Origin of the sequence: Streptomyces sp. NPDC050315, assembly GCF_040655775.1 — a bacterium.
Lineage (GTDB): Bacteria > Actinomycetota > Actinomycetes > Streptomycetales > Streptomycetaceae > Streptomyces.
Genome location: NZ_JBFAKN010000005.1, coordinates 45,305 through 60,312, shown reverse-complemented (window position 1 = coordinate 60,312; position 15,008 = coordinate 45,305). Strand labels below are relative to the sequence as shown.

At 72.1% G+C, this 15,008-nt stretch carries 16 protein-coding genes; 4 read left to right on the top strand and 12 right to left on the bottom strand.

Annotated features, from left to right (window positions below; genetic code table 11):
- Positions 1-89: 89 nt before the first annotated feature.
- A complete protein-coding gene (locus tag AB0I82_RS19195) occupies positions 90-1,121 on the top strand; it encodes a phosphatase PAP2 family protein (protein ID WP_363258479.1) in 1,032 nt (343 codons plus the stop codon).
- A 128-nt stretch (positions 1,122-1,249) separates the two neighbouring features.
- Here the strand turns inward: AB0I82_RS19195 and AB0I82_RS19190 are convergent, their stop codons facing one another.
- A complete protein-coding gene (locus tag AB0I82_RS19190) occupies positions 1,250-1,465 on the bottom strand; it encodes an I78 family peptidase inhibitor (protein WP_363258478.1) in 216 nt (71 codons plus the stop codon).
- Positions 1,466-1,909: 444 nt separating this feature from the next.
- Here AB0I82_RS19190 and ctaD point away from each other — a divergent pair, with 444 nt between their 5' ends.
- Positions 1,910-3,607, top strand: a complete 1,698-nt coding sequence (gene ctaD / locus AB0I82_RS19185) for a cytochrome c oxidase subunit I (RefSeq protein WP_363258477.1) — start codon at positions 1,910-1,912, stop codon at positions 3,605-3,607.
- Here the strand turns inward: ctaD and AB0I82_RS19180 are convergent.
- From AB0I82_RS19180 to AB0I82_RS19155, 6 genes are all read right to left on the bottom strand, one after another.
- Positions 3,576-4,532: a YafY family protein gene (locus tag AB0I82_RS19180; protein ID WP_363258476.1), complete on the bottom strand. Its 957-nt coding sequence runs from the start codon at positions 4,530-4,532 to the stop codon at positions 3,576-3,578. The genes ctaD and AB0I82_RS19180 overlap by 32 nt on opposite strands.
- An 86-nt stretch (positions 4,533-4,618) precedes the next feature.
- Entirely contained in the window at positions 4,619-4,789 is a 171-nt protein-coding gene (locus AB0I82_RS19175) for a hypothetical protein (protein ID WP_030624574.1), read from the bottom strand.
- Between the two features lie 90 nt (positions 4,790-4,879).
- Complete coding sequence (locus tag AB0I82_RS19170) at positions 4,880-5,761, bottom strand: hypothetical protein (protein WP_363258475.1); 882 nt, start codon at positions 5,759-5,761, stop codon at positions 4,880-4,882.
- Positions 5,758-7,020: a glycosyltransferase family 4 protein gene (locus AB0I82_RS19165; RefSeq protein WP_363258474.1), complete on the bottom strand. Its 1,263-nt coding sequence runs from the start codon at positions 7,018-7,020 to the stop codon at positions 5,758-5,760. The genes AB0I82_RS19170 and AB0I82_RS19165 overlap by 4 nt, the downstream gene beginning before the upstream one ends.
- 164 nt (positions 7,021-7,184) lie before the next feature.
- The gene (locus tag AB0I82_RS19160; protein ID WP_363258473.1) at positions 7,185-7,742 is read right to left on the bottom strand and encodes a transglycosylase family protein; all 558 of its coding nucleotides are present in this window, start codon (positions 7,740-7,742) and stop codon (positions 7,185-7,187) included.
- 145 nt (positions 7,743-7,887) lie between these two features.
- On the bottom strand, positions 7,888-8,505 hold the full coding sequence (locus tag AB0I82_RS19155) for a transglycosylase family protein (RefSeq protein ID WP_363258472.1): 618 nt from the start codon (positions 8,503-8,505) through the stop codon (positions 7,888-7,890).
- 521 nt (positions 8,506-9,026) lie between these two features.
- On the opposite strand from AB0I82_RS19155, the gene AB0I82_RS19150 reads away from it, so the two are divergent.
- On the top strand, positions 9,027-9,842 hold the full coding sequence (locus tag AB0I82_RS19150) for a hypothetical protein (RefSeq protein ID WP_363258471.1): 816 nt from the start codon (positions 9,027-9,029) through the stop codon (positions 9,840-9,842).
- A gap of 259 nt (positions 9,843-10,101) precedes the next feature.
- The gene (locus tag AB0I82_RS19145; protein WP_363258470.1) at positions 10,102-10,386 is read left to right on the top strand and encodes a hypothetical protein; all 285 of its coding nucleotides are present in this window, start codon (positions 10,102-10,104) and stop codon (positions 10,384-10,386) included.
- A 60-nt stretch (positions 10,387-10,446) separates the two neighbouring features.
- Here the strand turns inward: AB0I82_RS19145 and der are convergent, their stop codons facing one another.
- The 5 genes from der to aroH all read right to left on the bottom strand — a co-directional run bounded on the left by der (position 10,447) and on the right by aroH (position 14,983).
- Positions 10,447-11,916: a ribosome biogenesis GTPase Der gene (gene der, locus AB0I82_RS19140; protein ID WP_030266879.1), complete on the bottom strand. Its 1,470-nt coding sequence runs from the start codon at positions 11,914-11,916 to the stop codon at positions 10,447-10,449.
- A 63-nt stretch (positions 11,917-11,979) separates the two neighbouring features.
- Positions 11,980-12,672, bottom strand: a complete 693-nt coding sequence (locus AB0I82_RS19135; RefSeq protein ID WP_363258469.1) for a lysophospholipid acyltransferase family protein — start codon at positions 12,670-12,672, stop codon at positions 11,980-11,982.
- Complete coding sequence (cmk, locus tag AB0I82_RS19130) at positions 12,669-13,394, bottom strand: (d)CMP kinase (RefSeq protein WP_363258468.1); 726 nt, start codon at positions 13,392-13,394, stop codon at positions 12,669-12,671. The genes AB0I82_RS19135 and cmk overlap by 4 nt, the downstream gene beginning before the upstream one ends.
- Positions 13,395-13,538: 144 nt before the next feature.
- A complete protein-coding gene (locus AB0I82_RS19125) occupies positions 13,539-14,624 on the bottom strand; it encodes a prephenate dehydrogenase (RefSeq protein WP_363258467.1) in 1,086 nt (361 codons plus the stop codon).
- Positions 14,621-14,983, bottom strand: a complete 363-nt coding sequence (gene aroH / locus AB0I82_RS19120; RefSeq protein WP_030266891.1) for a chorismate mutase — start codon at positions 14,981-14,983, stop codon at positions 14,621-14,623. Before aroH ends, AB0I82_RS19125 begins: the two co-directional genes overlap by 4 nt.
- Positions 14,984-15,008: the final 25 nt, after the last annotated feature.

Sequence of the window (15,008 nt, the reverse complement as noted above, 5' to 3'; positions counted from 1 at the left end):
CTTGTTTGAGACGCATTCCACATCACATCGTCATTACAAAGCGGACGGTTTGACCAGGCGCCTACATCACACGCGGTAACGTCGATTGAGTGCGTACCGATGAGAAGCCCGACCAGCTGGAAGGGCACCCGAGCGATAGCGCCGCCCGGCCGTATATGACACGAACACGCCACTGGCTGTTCGGCGGCACCGTGGCGGTCTACGCGGCGATCGTGCTCGGCGTGCTGACGACTTCCTGGCTGGTCACCCTCGACTGGCAGGTCATGCTGTTCCGGCCGTACAAGCAATGGCCGGACATCCACGCCTTCCTCGACTACTTCGTGGTGCTGGGCCAGCGCGGCCCCACCGCGGTCGCGGTGGCCGCGTGGCTGATCTGGCGATGCTGGCGGCAGAAGAACCTCCACCCGCTGCTGGCACTGGGCGTCGCTCTGCTGATGCTCAACGTGACCGTGGGGGCCGCGAAGATCGGCATGGGCCGGCTCGGCCCGCACTACGCGACCGCCATCGGAACCAACGAGATGTGGCTCGGCGGCGATATATTTCCGTCGGGCCACACCGCGAACGCCGTGGTGACCTGGGGTGTCCTGGCGTACCTCGCGACCACCCCACTGCGCCGCAGGATCCTTTCGGTGATCGCCGCGCTCGGCGCCCTCGGCGTCGGCATGACCACTGTGTACCTCGGCACCCACTGGGTCAGCGACGTGCTGCTCGGCTGGGCGGCGGGCCTCCTGGTACTCCTCGCCATGCCCTGGTGCGAGCCGGGCATGGCCTGGGCGGAGGCCCGGCTGATGGCGACCCTCTGGCGGCTGCGGGACCGGCTGGGCGGCGCGCCGCGGCCCCTCCCGGTGCCGGCGAGCCCGGCGGGCGTCACCGCCGGCGTCTCCCGCCAGCGGGCGGTCGCCGAGGACGGCGTCCTGGTCCGCGAGCCGGCGGTGGCCGGCGGCGGCCGGCAGGGCCGCTCCCCGGACACCTGGCCGCACCACCCCGCCCGCCCGCACACCACCCGCTCGGAGCGCACTCCGGTCACCCCTTCGGGCAGCCGAAGACCGCCGCACGCGGACCGTGCCCCGCGCACCGCACCGGTCACCACGACCGTCCGCGGCCGCTCGCAGGGCAGCTGACGCGGCAGACGTGCGGGACGGTACGCACACCCCCGCACACCACGGCCCCGGTGGCTCCACTCACGGAGCCGCCGGGGCCGTCGTCGTACGGGGAGTACGGGGCAGTGCCGGGGGAAAGCGCGGGCCGCTCAGCCCTTCCAGGACTTGTTCACGGTGCCGTCCTCCACCTCGAAGTTCAGCCGGCCCGCCAGGTACTCCATGGTGATGATCGCGCCGGGCGGCAGCGACCTGACGGTGCTCCAGCCGCGCGCGCGGGCCTGATCCTCGGCCTGCTGCTGCTCCAGACCGACATAGGTCTCGAGGTCGTCGTCCGGGTCTTTCGGAAGGTTCGGTACTGGCGCCATGGCGCCACCGTATGCCTCCTCCGCAGTGCACGGAAGGGCCTTCCTGACACACCGGAGTGTTCCCGTGGTCCGGCATTGGTCACACTTCTGTCACAGCCCGCGAAGGCCAGTTTACCGCCACTTCCGTCACCCGAACGAGCCGCCCCGGTATCACTTCGGCAACGGAAAAATCCGGGCCGATTTCCCCCTCATCGGTTTCCGCGAACGCACCCGCGCAACTCCCGTCGCACCCCGGAAATCAATCACCCGACGGCCTCGCATTCCCCTTACCCGATACGCAATATCGGGCGTCCCGTAATCCGCCGACGACACACACTCCGCTCACATTTCCCGCACATCCAACGGCGGCCGGGACCGGCCGACGCCCCCTCGCGCGAAGGCCGTTGGGGCGCGCATCATGAGGCGGGCACCAGTACGTTCTGTCGACGAACGAGGTGGCGCGGGATGGGGACAGTGGCACAGGAGACGAGCGCCGGGCCCGTCGCGGTCCGCCGCCCCGGCAAGGTCGTGGTGGACTGGCTGACGACCACGGACCACAAGAAGATCGGCCATCTCTACCTGATCACGTCGTTCGGCTTCTTCCTCTTCGGCGGGCTGCTGGCGCTGGTGATGCGCGCCGAGCTGGCCCGGCCCGGGATGCAGCTGGTCACCAACGAGGAGTTCAACCAGGCGTTCACGCTGCACGGCACGATCATGCTGCTGCTGTTCGCCACCCCGGCCTTCGCGGGCTTCGCCAACGAGATCATGCCGCTGCAGATCGGCGCGCCCGACGTGGCGTTCCCCCGGCTGAACATGCTCTCGTACTGGTTCTTCCTCTTCGGCGGGCTGATCGTGATCGGTTCGCTGCTCACCCCGACCGGCGGCGCCGCCTTCGGCTGGACCGCCTACGCGCCACTGAACTCCATGGTCCGCTCCCCCGGCATCGGGCACGACCTGTGGATCATGGGCCTGGCGCTGTCCGGCTTCGGCACGATCCTGGGCGCGGTGAACTTCCTGACCACGATCATCGGGATGCGGGCTCCGGGCATGACGATGTTCCGGATGCCGATCTTCACCTGGAACGTGCTCTTCACCTCGATCCTCGTCCTGGTCGCCTTCCCCGTGCTCGCCGCGTCGCTGCTGGTGCTGGAGGCGGACCGGCGGTTCGGTTCGGTGGTCTTCGACTCGGAGTGGGGCGGCGCGCTGCTGTGGCAGCACCTCTTCTGGTTCTTCGGCCACCCGGAGGTCTACATCATCGCGCTGCCGTTCTTCGGCATCGTCACCGAGATCATCCCGGTCTTCTCCCGCAAGCCGATCTTCGGGTACACCATGCTGGTCGCGGCGACGATGGCGATCACCGCGCTGTCGCTGATGGTCTGGGCGCACCACATGTTCGCCACCGGGGCCGTGCTGTTGCCGTTCTTCTCGTTCATGTCGTTCCTGATCGCGGTGCCGACGGGCGTGAAGTTCTTCAACTGGATCGGCACGATGTGGCGCGGCTCGCTGTCCTTCGAGACGCCGATGCTGTGGTCGGTCGGCTTCCTGGTGAGCTTCCTCTTCGGCGGGCTGACCGGGGTGATCCTGGCGTCGCCGCCGCTGGACTTCCACGTGACCGACACCTACTTCGTGGTGGCCCACTTCCACTACGTCGTCTTCGGCACGGTCGTCTTCGCGACGTTCGCGGGCTTCTACTTCTGGTGGCCCAAGTTCACCGGCAAGCTGCTCGACGAGCGGCTGGGGAAGATCCACTTCTGGACGCTCTTCGTCGGCTTCCACACCACCTTCCTCGTCCAGCACTGGCTGGGCGTGGAGGGGATGCCGCGCCGGTACGCCGACTACCTCGCGGCCGACGGCTTCACCGCGCTCAACACCGTCTCCTCCATCGGCGCCTTCCTGCTGGGCGCCTCCACCCTGCCGTTCCTCTACAACATCTGGAAGACGGCCAAGTACGCGCCGAAGGCCGGCATGGACGATCCCTGGGGCTACGGCCGCTCCCTGGAGTGGGCCACCTCCTCGCCCCCGCCGCGGCACAACTTCCTCACCATCCCGAAGATCCGCTCCGAGTCCCCGGCCTTCGACCTGCACCACCCGGCCACGGCACGCAGCGAATTGACCGAGGAGGACGCGCGGCTCAGGCCGACGCCCGGGACAAGCGGTCCCTGATCTCCCGTATGTACGCCAGGAGTTCGGGCGGCTCGCGGACCTCGAAGTCGAAGCCGGTCATCATCAGGAACACGACCAGCGCGTCCGGGTTCGCCGCCCCGGCCCGCAGCAGGCAGGTGCGGTCGTCCACCGCCTCCAGCGCCCCGGCAAGAGGAGAGATGCGCTGCGCGGCCTCTTCCAGTGGCGCGTGCAGCAGGACGGTCGCGGACACCGCGTACACGGCTCTGGAGACGCCTTCGGAGACATAGGCCGCCAGGTCCTCGGCGGGCGGCGTACGGGGCGCCACGCGCGGGCCGTGCGGCGGGGTGGGGGTGATCCGGTCGGCGCGGAAGGTGCGCCAGTCCGCGCGTCCGGTGTCCCAGGCGACGAGGTACCAGCGGCGCTGGGCGCTGACCAGGCGGTGCGGCTCGACGGTGCGGCGGCTGACCGTGCCGTCGTGCGCGGCGTACTCGAAGCGCAGCTGTTGACTGTCCCGGCAGGCGGCGGCCAGTTCGGTGAGGACGGCGGCGTCCACGCGCGGCCCCGCGCCGTTCACCAGCGGCACGGTGAAGGTGTTCAGGGTGGAGACGCGGCGCCGCAGCCGGGCCGGAAGTACCTGCTCCAGCTTGGCGAGCGCGCGGACGGAGGTCTCCTCGATGCCCGCGATGCCGCCGGCCGCCGCGGTGCGCAGCCCGACCGCGACCGCCACGGCCTCCTCGTCGTCCAGCAGCAGCGGCGGGAGCTCGGCGCCCGCACCCAGTTGGTAGCCCCCGGCGGTGCCGGGGGCCGAGTGCACGGGATAGCCGAGCTCCCGCAGCCGTTCGATGTCACGCCGTACCGTGCGCGGTGTCACGCCCAGCCGGTCGGCGAGGTCCGCACCGGACCATTCACGGTGGGCCTGCAGCAGTGAGAGCAGGCGGAGCAGGCGTGCCGAGGTCTCCAACATGTGCCGGATTCTGGCACCAGTCGCGGACAGCCATGGTCCGGAACGGCGGCTCCGCCCGCGCCGCCGTCATCGGTTCACGCGCGCCGCTACCAGCGGTACCAGCGCGCTCGGCCGCCTCCCGTGCCGGTGGAACGGAACAGGAAGCCCAGTAGCCATACGACGAGCACCGCCACCGCGATCCACCACAACGCCTTGAGCGCGAAGCCGGCGCCAAAAAGGATCAGCGCGAGCAGCAGGACCAACAGGACAGGAACCATGATGTGCACCTCCGCCATCCGGGTGCCCCATTTGTCATGGGTCAATCAGGGAGGTATGAGGCCGGGGGACGCGGAGCGTCCCCCGGTGGCTCAGGACGGTTCCTGTGGCCCCGCGACCGCGACCGCCAGATCGTTGTCGACCGTGTAGTACGGGCCGACGCGGACCTGCGCGCCCGGGGCGCTGATCGGCATCGCCGGGTAGGTGAAGATCTGCTTCTTGTCCGGTACGTCGTCCAGGATGCGGGAGATGCGCACGGGCTCGGCGGCCTCGCCGGTCCGCACCCACAGGTCCCACCGCTCGGTGCCGGCCCGCCACCGCTCGGCCAGCGGGCCGTGCGGCAGGACGAAGGCGAAGTCCGGCCCGTCGCCGTGCAGCGGGATCGTGACCGTGTGCCCGTCGTGCCGGGCGCGCGCCTCGGCGGCGGCTCCGGGCTCCAGCGCGGCTCCGTAGAGCCGTCCCTGGACGGTGATGCCGTCGGGCGCCACGGTGATCTCGCCGGATTCCGCGTGCGGGCCGCGCAGCCAGCTGCGCAGCGCGAGATTGCCGTACTTGGTGGCGTACGGGATCCGGACGCCGAGCCGGCCGATGGCGGCCAGCGGCTGCCGGTCCACCAGCGACCGCAGGTCGTTCAGGCCGGGCAGCAGGCGCTGCGGGTCCCCGGCATCGCCGAGGTCCGCGTAGACGTTCCAGCGGCCCTCGGCCAGCGCGACCGTACTGGGCAGCACGGCCCGCAGCCGGCCCGCGCCGTTCGGCCCGAGCGGCAGCCGGATCTCGTCGGCCGGGGGCTCGCCGCCGCGCAGCCGGAGCACCAGTGCCGCGCCCCAGACCGTGCCGGTGTCCTCGCCGGCCGCGCCGGGAACGGCGATGTCGAAGGTCAGGCCGCCCGCGGAGTCCGCGATGCAGTCGGCGCGCAGGGCGATCCGCTGCGGCGGCCGGGTACCGGTGGCGGGCAGTTGCGTCGACGCGCTCATACCGTCCGCACTCCTCTCACTGCGGCGCGCGCCGCGTCCTTGGTGGCGTAGGCGCCGCTCAGCAAAGCTCCTCTGGTGCGGTGGATCGTGGCGCGCAGTCCGCCCCGCCCCCCGCCGGTGGTGGTCAGGTCGCCGAAGAGCGCTTCGTACCGTCCCGCGATCCGTCCGGGATCGAAGCGGGCGGAGGAGGCCAGGGCGGCCCGGCCCATGCGCTGCCGCCGCTCGTCGTCGTTGATCAGCTCCAGCAGCGCGCCCGCGATGGCGTCCTTCTTGCCGACCGGTACCAGCCGGCCGTCCACGCCGTCGTCGATGATCTCGCCGGGACCGAGCGGGCAGTTGGTGGAGACCACCGGCAGCCCGCACCGCATCGCCTCCACAATCGTCATCCCGAAGGACTCCAGCCGGGAAGTGACGACCGCGATGGAGCCCTTGGCCCACTCCGGGTCCAGCGGGCTCGCCGGGCCCATCAGATAGACGTGGTTGTACAGGCCCAGCTCGTCGATCAGGGCGCGCAGCGCAGCCTTCTCGGCGCCGCCGCCGTAGATCCGCAGCCGCCAGTCCGGACGCTGCTCGACGACCGTGGCGAAGGCCCGGATCAGCAGGTCGTACCGTTTCACCTTGTCCAGCCGACCGGCCGCGACGACCCATTTGCCGGTGCCGTCGGCGGGCTGAATGCCGGGCGCGGGCACGCTGTTGGGCACCGCTTCGATGCGTACGCCGGGCAGCCGCAGCCGCTTGCGGTAGGAGCGCGCGTCCGCCTCGGTCACCGTGGTCACCGCGTCCAGCCGTGGATAGACGGCGCGCAGCCGCCGGACGAGCGCCCTGCCGTGCGAATCGAGGGTGAGGTGCTCCTGTCCTACGCGTGCCACGCCGCGGCGGGCCTGCCGGGCGATGTGGACGTTCAGCCCGGGCCGGGTCCCCACCACGACGTCGGCCTCCAGGGACCGCAGGTGGGCGGTGATCCGCCGGTCGGTGAGCTCGCTGTACTGCCCGAAGCGACCCTCGGCCCGCGGGAAGATCCGGGCCTCGCGCAGGAAGGCGGGGTCCTCCCCGTCGTAATCGGGGCTGTTCTTGCGGAGGTCCACCAGATGCCGCAGCCTGACTCGCGCCCCGGGCTCGAACACCGGCACGTCGCGGTGACGGAAGACGGACACGATCTCGACGTCGTGCTGCTCCGACAGCGTGTCGGCGAGGTTGTACGTCGTCCGGATCGTGCCGCCGATGCCGTATGCGTTGTGAATCAGGAATGAGATATGCATCCGTCCCCGTATCCCATGGTTTTTGCGCGAACGTGGCCTGCCGTCCGCCTACCAAACGGTTAGACCGCCCTTGGAGGTTTCGGGTTGGGTACTTTCGCTATTTTGTTCCGGAAACGTGAGCAAATCGGTAGCCGCGATCGGGAACCTCGGGCCACCGATCCGCATCAGGGATGAGTACGGGGGTCCGGATCGCCCGTCGCGGGTACCCCGGCCCGCAGCCCGTAACGCCGCGCGCACGCCGGCCAGGCACCCCAGCCCTGCTCTTCCTGCACCCGCTCGGCGACCTTGATCTGCTCCTCGCGGGTGGCCAGGTCCGGCCGCGGCGCGAAGGCCAGCCCGCCGGCCGCCTCCCACGTCGACTGGGTGAACTGCAGCCCGCCGTACATGCCGTTGCCGGTACGGGCGTGCCAGTCGCCGCCGCTCTCGCACTGGGCCATGCAGCCCCACGGCCAGTCGTCACGGGAGCAGTCAGCGGCGCCGAGGACGGTGTGCGTCACCGTGCCCAGCGCTCCCGTCAGGACGCCGGCGGACCGGGGTTCCGGAGGGCCGTCGGCGGCCGCGCCCACCCCCGCGCTCCCCGCCAGCAGGGCCGCCAGTACCGCGAGCGTGAGCGCGGGCCTGCGGGCGGTACGGACAACGGTGCGCGCGCGGCGCTCCGTACGGGGCGGCCGCGGACGGACCGCCGCACCAAGGCGCGGGAAGAACTCCGACAGTTCGAGCACCGCCGCAGGCTAGCCGCGGTACGCCGGACCGGCCGCGCGGCACGCGCCCGAAGGCCCGTGCCCCACCCGGTCGGGTGACCGGGCGGGGCACGCCACCACTGCGGCACCGCGGGAACGGGGGACGCCCGGACCATGGCGGCGGGGATCAGATCTTGAGGTGCTGGCCGGGCTTGATCATGTGCGGGTCGCCGCCGATGACGGACTTGTTGGCGCCGTACAGCGTCCGCCAGGACACGCCCTTGGCCGCGGCGATGGAGCCGAGCGTGTCGCCGCTCCGGACGGTGTACTTGCCGCCCTTGCCGCCGCCCCGGGAGCTGCGGTCGGCGTGGCTGCTGCTGCGCACCGCGCGGTCCTCGCTCTTCCGGGACGCCGAGACCTCGCCGCCGCCGACCGCCGGCGCGCTGCCGGCGGCGTTCGCCTTGACCGAGCAGACCGGCCAGGCGCCCCACCCCTGGGTCTGCTGCACCTTCGTCGCGACCGCGATCTGCGCGTCGCGGCCCGCCTGGTGCGCGCTCGGCGCGTACTTGTGGCCGCCGAACGCCCGCCAGGTGGAGGCGGAGAACTGCAGTCCGCCGTAGTAGCCGTTGCCGGTGCTGATGTGCCAGTTCCCGCCGCTTTCGCAGGCCGCGATGCGGTCCCAGACCCCGCCGTCCGCGGCGCGCGCCTCGGAGGCGGTGGCGGCCAGCAGTGCGAGCGGTGCGACCAGCACCGCCCCGGCGAGGGCAGCGGTTTCACGACGCTTGAAGCCCTTCGGAAAAGGCATGGTTTTCCTCTCGGGAAACCCGGGACTCCCCCAGGCGGCGCGCCGCCGGGCGGGTGTCCCGCCCGTGCGCCGCTCCGCCCCGCCCGCCGCGAGTCGTGCTGCCGTGCTGCGGTACTGCCGTGCTGCCGGTTGCGGACGGCGGGCGTCCCCGGGCGGTGCTCGGTGCACACGGCCGCTGAATGTAGGAACCCCCGGGGCCCGGCATCAACCAATCCACTGTCGCGGCAGGCCAGTAGTGCGTTACTAAAGGTACCGACGAGTTCCGGTCACCCCCTAGATTCCGGGATATCGGGATTTGTCGGCCCGACGATCTCCCGGCCTGTGAGCCAGCTCACCCGAATCCGAAACGTGGCTCGCACACGCGGTGGCGGGGAGTGACGGCTTCCGGGGCGACGTTCACGTTGTGCGCCGATCGGTTCGATTCCGTTCGCGCCCGCGCGTGACTCCTGCCACAGATCGCCCGTTGTCTTTTTACACGCCGGGATCCGCCCGGCAGCCGCACACAGATCGAGGAGTCAGCCGTGCCCCGCATGCTCGACGTCAGTGCCGACGTCCGCGCCGAGATCGGCGACGAGGAGGCCGACCGCCTGCTGGCCGGCGACAACGCCCCCGGCGCTTACGACTGCACCTCCTGCCGCACCCCGGGCGACAGCGAACAGGAGCGCACCAGCACCGTCCTGTTCATCGGCGAGGAGACCGCCGTCCTGGCGTTCGCCCACGCCACGTGCATCCCCTCCCAGGTCGTCACGGTGGCCGAGGAGCAGCTCAAGGGCGCCGTCCGCTCCATCACCGGCGAGGCCCCCGCCGAGAGCCCGGCGGCCCCGCCCGCGCCGCGCGCCGCCGACGGGCCGACGCCGGCCCCGCGCCAGGCGACCCTCGGCGTGACCTGCGGTCTGGTCCTGGTCGAGGGCGATCTGCGGCCCGCGCTCGTGGTGGAGCCGAGCGGCCCGATCGCCCGCCCCGGCTCGGCCGGTCTCGACGACGACTTCCTGCCACTGCTGCGGGAGCAGGGCTTCCACCCGGTCGCGGACGTGGCCGTGCTGCCGGGCGGCGGGACGGGCTGGTCCGTGCTGCTCGCCATGGGCCAGCTGCACGCCGTGCTCCAGGACGGCGGCGAGACCGGCGGCCAGAACGCCTGGTGGAAGGCGCACCAGCCGCTCCCGGTCTCCGACGGCTGGCGCGCCGCGGTCAACAAGTCCCGCACGGTGGTGGTGTACGCGGCACCGCACGGCTCGATCGGCCAGCAGCCGCGCGAGGACCTGATGCGCGAGGCGCTGGAGAAGGCCGCGGCGCAGGGAAAGCTGGTCGCGATGTCCATGCCGCTGGCCGGCACCTGAGCCGTCGTCCGGCGGGCCCACGGGCGGCCGTTCCCCACGAGGGGGCGGCCGCCCGTCCGCGTACGGATGTCCGAGGCGTCACCGGACAGGCGGCGTGGCCCCTGCGGCTGCAGGCCTCCGGGCCCCGCGGAAGCGGCCGTATGCCCGCGATCAGCCGATTCGCCACCAAAGGCCGCATCCCGCGGGGCTCCGGGTCGTTGGCACAGACGTGCACCCATACGACCCGTCCCCCCGCGCCCCGTTCCACTCCATCCCCGGCATGCGCCCGTCGTACGAGCCCGCCGCGCACCACACCGAGCGTGGTTCGGCCACGCCGATCTACGACGCGCTCTACGCCGAGTACCGCCGCTCCTTCCGGGCCCTGCCCGGGGACCGCACGGGCGAGGACGAGCTGAGTCCGGAGGTGCTGCGGCGGATCTGGCGGCGCACCACCCCGGCGGCGGCCGGCCGCCGCGAGGTGCCGCTGCCCCCGCAGCACTCCCGGGGCCACGCCCCCGCCGCGCTGCCTCCGGCGCCGCGCGACAACCGCCCGTACCGGCACTGAGTACGCGAACGGGCCCGCCCGCACCGCATCCGGTGCGAGCGGGCCCGTCCCGCTGCTGTGTTACTTCTTCCGGCCGCGCTTCTCGCGCACCCGCACCGAGATGTGGATCGGGGTGCCGTCGAAGCCGAACTCCTCGCGCAGCCGGCGCTCGACGAAGCGGCGGTAGCCCGCCTCCAGGAAGCCGGAGGCGAAGAGCACGAAGCGCGGCGGCTTGGTGCCCGCCTGGGTGCCGAAGAGGATGCGCGGCTGCTTGCCGCCCCGGACCGGGTGCGGGTGCGAAGCCACGATCTCGCCGAGGAAAGCGTTCAGGCGGCCGGTCGGCACCCGCGTCTCCCAGCCGGCGAGCGCGGTCTCGATGGCCGGCACGAGCTTCTCCATGTGCCGCCCCGTACGCGCCGAGACGTTCACCCGCATCGCCCACGGGATCTGCACGAGGTCGCGCTCGATCTCCCGCTCCAGGTAGAAGCGGCGCTCCTCGTCCAGCTGGTCCCACTTGTTGTACGCGATGACCAGCGCGCGGCCCGCCTCGACGGCCATGGTGATGATCCGCTGGTCCTGCACGCTGATCGACTCGCTCGCGTCGATCAGGACGACCGCGACCTCGGCCTTCTCCACGGCGGCCGCCGTGCGCAGCGAGGCGTAGTAGTCGGCGCCCTCCTGGAGGTGGACGCGCTTGCGGATGCCCGCGGTGTCCACGAACTTCCAGGTCTTGCCGCCGAGCTCGATCAGCTCGTCGACCGGGTCGCGGGTGGTGCCGGCCATCTCGTTGACGACCACCCGCTCCTCGCCGGCGACCTTGTTCAGCAGGGAGGACTTGCCGACATTCGGGCGGCCGATGAGCGCGATACGGCGCGGGCCGCCCATGGCTGCGCCGAAGGTCTGCTGCGGCGCCTCGGGCAGCGCGTCCAGCGCGGCGTCCAGCAGGTCGCCGGTGCCGCGGCCGTGCAGGGCCGAGACCGGGTACGGCTCGCCGAGGCCGAGCGACCACAGCATGGCCGCGTCCGCCTCGCCGGAGGGGCCGTCGACCTTGTTGGCGCACAGCACGACCGGCTTGCCGGCCCGGCGCAGCAGCTTCACGACGGCCTCGTCGGTGTCGGTCGCGCCGACCTTGGCGTCCACGACGAAGACCACCGCGTCGGCGGCCTCGATCGCGAACTCGGCCTGGGCGGCGACGGACGCGTCGATGCCGAGCACGTCCTGCTCCCAGCCGCCGGTGTCGACGACCTTGAAGCGGCGGCCGTTCCAGTCCGCCTCGTAGGTGACGCGGTCGCGGGTGACGCCCGGCTTGTCCTCGACCACGGCCTCGCGGCGGCCGATGAAGCGGTTCACGAGAGTCGACTTGCCGACATTCGGGCGGCCGACGACGGCGAGGACGGGCAGCGGGCCGTGCCCGGCCGCCGCGATGTCGCCCTCGACCTCAGCCAGGTCGAAGCCCTCCTGCGCGGCGAGCTCCATGAACTCCGCGTACTCGGCGTCGCCCAGCGCGCCGTGCTCGACGTGCTCGTCGCCGGTGGGGATCTGGTCGTTCATGAAGTCCGTTCCTCGTTCTGCGTGGTCGGTGGGCCGCCGTCCCGGCGCCCACTGCTCAAAGTGTCAGGGGGTCCCTGCGGATTCCCCGGGCGAAACGCGGTGCCGGCCGGTCAGCCGCCTCGCCGTCGTCAGGTGCGCGGTCAGCCGCTCCTGGATGCGTACGGTCGCCTCGTCCAGCGCCTTCCGCGTCCGCCGCCCGCTGCCGTCCCCCGCCTGGAAGGCGTCGCCGAAGACCACGTCGACGCGGCTGCGCAGCGGCGGCAGCGCCGGTATCGCCCGGCCCGCCCGCTCCGCGCTGCCGAGCACCGCGACCGGCACGATCGGCGCCCCCGAGCGTACGGCGAAATACGCCAGCCCGGCACGCAGGGACGCGAAGTCGCCCTCGCCGCGGGTGCCCTCCGGGAAGATCCCGAGGACCCCGCCGCGCTCCAGCACGCCCAGCGCGTCGGTGATCGCGGTCCGGTCGGTGCCCGTCCGGTCGACCTTCAGCTGCCCGATGCCGGTCAGGAAGGGGTCCAGCGGCCCGGCGAAGGCCTCCTTCTTGACCAGGAAGTGCACCGGCCGGGGCGCGGTGCCCATGATCATGGGGCCGTCGATGTTGTGGGAGTGGTTGCCCGCGAGGATCACCGGGCCCGCCGACGGCACCCGCCAGGAGCCCAGCACCCGCGGCCGCCACAGCCCGTACATCAGGCCGATGCCGATCCGCCGCCCGACAGCGGCACCGCCGGCACTCGGCAGCCGGTCGGAATCCGTCACGCGGCGCTCTTCTCCGCGATCTTCGACTCGATGAGGGTGACCACGCACTCGATGACCTGCTCCAGGGTCAGGTCCGTGGTGTCCACCTCGACCGCGTCGTCGGCCTTGGCCAGCGGCGAGGTCTTGCGGGAGGAGTCGGCGGCGTCGCGCTTGATCAGCGCCTCGCGGGTGGCGGCCAGGTCGGTGGCCTCCTTGCCCTTGAGCTCACCGCTGCGCCGGGCGGCACGCGCCTCGGGCGACGCGGTGAGGAAGATCTTCAGGTCGGCGTCGGGCAGGACGGTCGTACCGATGTCCCGGCCCTCGACGACGATGCCGCGCTCGGAGGAGCCCGCGATGGTCCGCTGCAGGTCCGTGATCAGGCTGCGCACCTCGGGGACGGCGCTGACGGCGCTGACCGCGGAGGTGACCTCCTTCGTACGGATCGGGCCCGCGGCGTCCTGGCCGTCGACCGTGATCGTCGGCGCCGACGGGTCGGTGCCGGAGACGATCGCGGGCTTGGCGGCGGCCGTGGCGATGGCGGTCGGGTCCTGGATGTCGACGCCGTTGGACAGCATCCACCAGGTGATCGCGCGGTACTGGGCACCGGTGTCCAGGTAGTTCAGCGCCAGCTTGGCGGCGACCGCCTTGGACGTGCTGGACTTGCCCGTGCCGGAGGGGCCGTCGATGGCGACAATCACTGCTGCCGGGGCGGTCCGGGCGGCGGTTTCCACGGTGACGAACACCTTTCCTTGTGCACGGGGCGGGGATCCTCGGCCGAATGTGGCCTCGGACAAGGTTACCGGGTACACGCAGACACGTTTTCCCCCCAGGGGCGTGGGGGGTTTGTGACGCTTGCCGCGGCCGCGTCCGTGACTTCCCCGCGGCCCTTACTGACGGATGGACCAGCCGCGCTCGCGGAGCGCCGCGGTCAGCACCGGCACCGCCGACGGTTCGACCGTGAGCTGGATGAAGCCCGCCTGCTGGCCTGTCGCGTGCTCGATGCGGACGTCCTCGATGTTGACGCCCGCCTGCCCGGCGTCCGCGAAGATCCGGGCCAGCTCGCCCGGCTGGTCGCCGATGTGCACGGCCACGATCTCGTACGCGGCGGGAGCGGCGCCGTGCTTGCCCGGCACCCGCTCACGGCCCGCGTTGCCGCGCCGCAGCACGTCCTCGATGCCGCCGGCGCCCGCGCCGCGCTTGGCCTCGTCGGCGGACTGCAGCCCGCGCAGCGCCTGCACCGTCTCGTCCAGGTCCGCGGCGATCTCGGAGAGCACGTCCGCGACCGGCCCCGGATTCGCCGACAGGATGTCGATCCACATGCCGGGGTCGGAGGCCGCGATCCGGGTCACATCGCGGATGCCCTGGCCGCACAGCCGTACGGCGGTCTCATCCGCGCCCCGCAGCCGCGCCGCGACCATGCTGGAGACCAGCTGGGGCGTGTGGCTGACCAGGGCGACCGCGCGGTCGTGTGCCTCGGCGTCCATGACGACCGGGACGGCCCGGCACAGCGCGACGAGCTCCAGCGCGAGATTGAGCACCTCGGTGTCGCCGTCGCGGGTCGGCGTGAGCACCCACGGGCGGCCCTCGAAGAGGTCGGCGGTCGCGGCCAGCGGCCCGGACCGCTCCTTGCCCGCCATGGGGTGCGTACCGATGTACGGGGTGAGGTCCAGGCCGAGCGCCTCCAGCTCGCGCCGCGGACCGGCCTTGACGCTGGCCACGTCCAGATACGCGCGGGCCACGCCGCGCCGCATCGCGTCCGCCAGCGCCGCCGCGACATGCGCGGGCGGCACCGCGACGATCGCGAGGTCGACCGGGCCCTCGGGCTCCTCCACGGTCCCGGCGCCGAGCGCCGCCGCCGTACGGGCCTGGGCCGCGTCGTGGTCGGCGAGGTGCACCCGCACGCCGCGGGCGCTCAGCGCCAGCGCGGCCGAGGTGCCGATCAGGCCCGTCCCGATGACGATCGCGGTCCTCACTGCGCGATGTCCTTCCGCAGCGCGCCCGCCGCGCCCAGGTAGACGTGCGCGATCTCGGCCTTGCTGAGGTCGCTCTCGACATGCGCCAGGATCCGCACCACGCGCGGCATGGCCCCGGCGATCTCCAGCTCCTGCGCGCAGATCAGCGGAACGTCGGTGATACCCAGCTTGCGGGCCGCGACCGCGGGGAAATCGCTGTGCAGATCGGGCGTGGCCGTGAACCACACGCTGATCAGGTCGTCCGGCACGAGGCTGTTGCGCTCCAGGATGGCGGTCAGCAGCTCGGACACCTGCTCATGCATGTGCTCCGCTTCGTCCCGCTCCAGCTGAACGGCCCCTCGGACCGCACGTACCGCCACGTCCCTGCTCCTCGCTTCCCGGTCG

Excerpts from the sequence above, each read along its gene's own strand:
- AB0I82_RS19190 (WP_363258478.1), bottom strand. The coding sequence starts at position 1,465 with ATGGCGCCAGTACCGAACCTTCCGAAAGACCCGGACGACGACCTCGAG.
- ctaD (WP_363258477.1), top strand. The coding sequence starts at position 1,910 with ATGGGGACAGTGGCACAGGAGACGAGCGCCGGGCCCGTCGCGGTCCGC.
- AB0I82_RS19180 (WP_363258476.1), bottom strand. The coding sequence starts at position 4,532 with ATGTTGGAGACCTCGGCACGCCTGCTCCGCCTGCTCTCACTGCTGCAG.
- AB0I82_RS19175 (WP_030624574.1), bottom strand. The coding sequence starts at position 4,789 with ATGGTTCCTGTCCTGTTGGTCCTGCTGCTCGCGCTGATCCTTTTTGGC.
- AB0I82_RS19170 (WP_363258475.1), bottom strand. The coding sequence starts at position 5,761 with ATGAGCGCGTCGACGCAACTGCCCGCCACCGGTACCCGGCCGCCGCAG.
- AB0I82_RS19165 (WP_363258474.1), bottom strand. The coding sequence starts at position 7,020 with ATGCATATCTCATTCCTGATTCACAACGCATACGGCATCGGCGGCACG.
- AB0I82_RS19155 (WP_363258472.1), bottom strand. The coding sequence starts at position 8,505 with ATGCCTTTTCCGAAGGGCTTCAAGCGTCGTGAAACCGCTGCCCTCGCC.
- AB0I82_RS19145 (WP_363258470.1), top strand. The coding sequence starts at position 10,102 with ATGCGCCCGTCGTACGAGCCCGCCGCGCACCACACCGAGCGTGGTTCG.
- der (WP_030266879.1), bottom strand. The coding sequence starts at position 11,916 with ATGAACGACCAGATCCCCACCGGCGACGAGCACGTCGAGCACGGCGCG.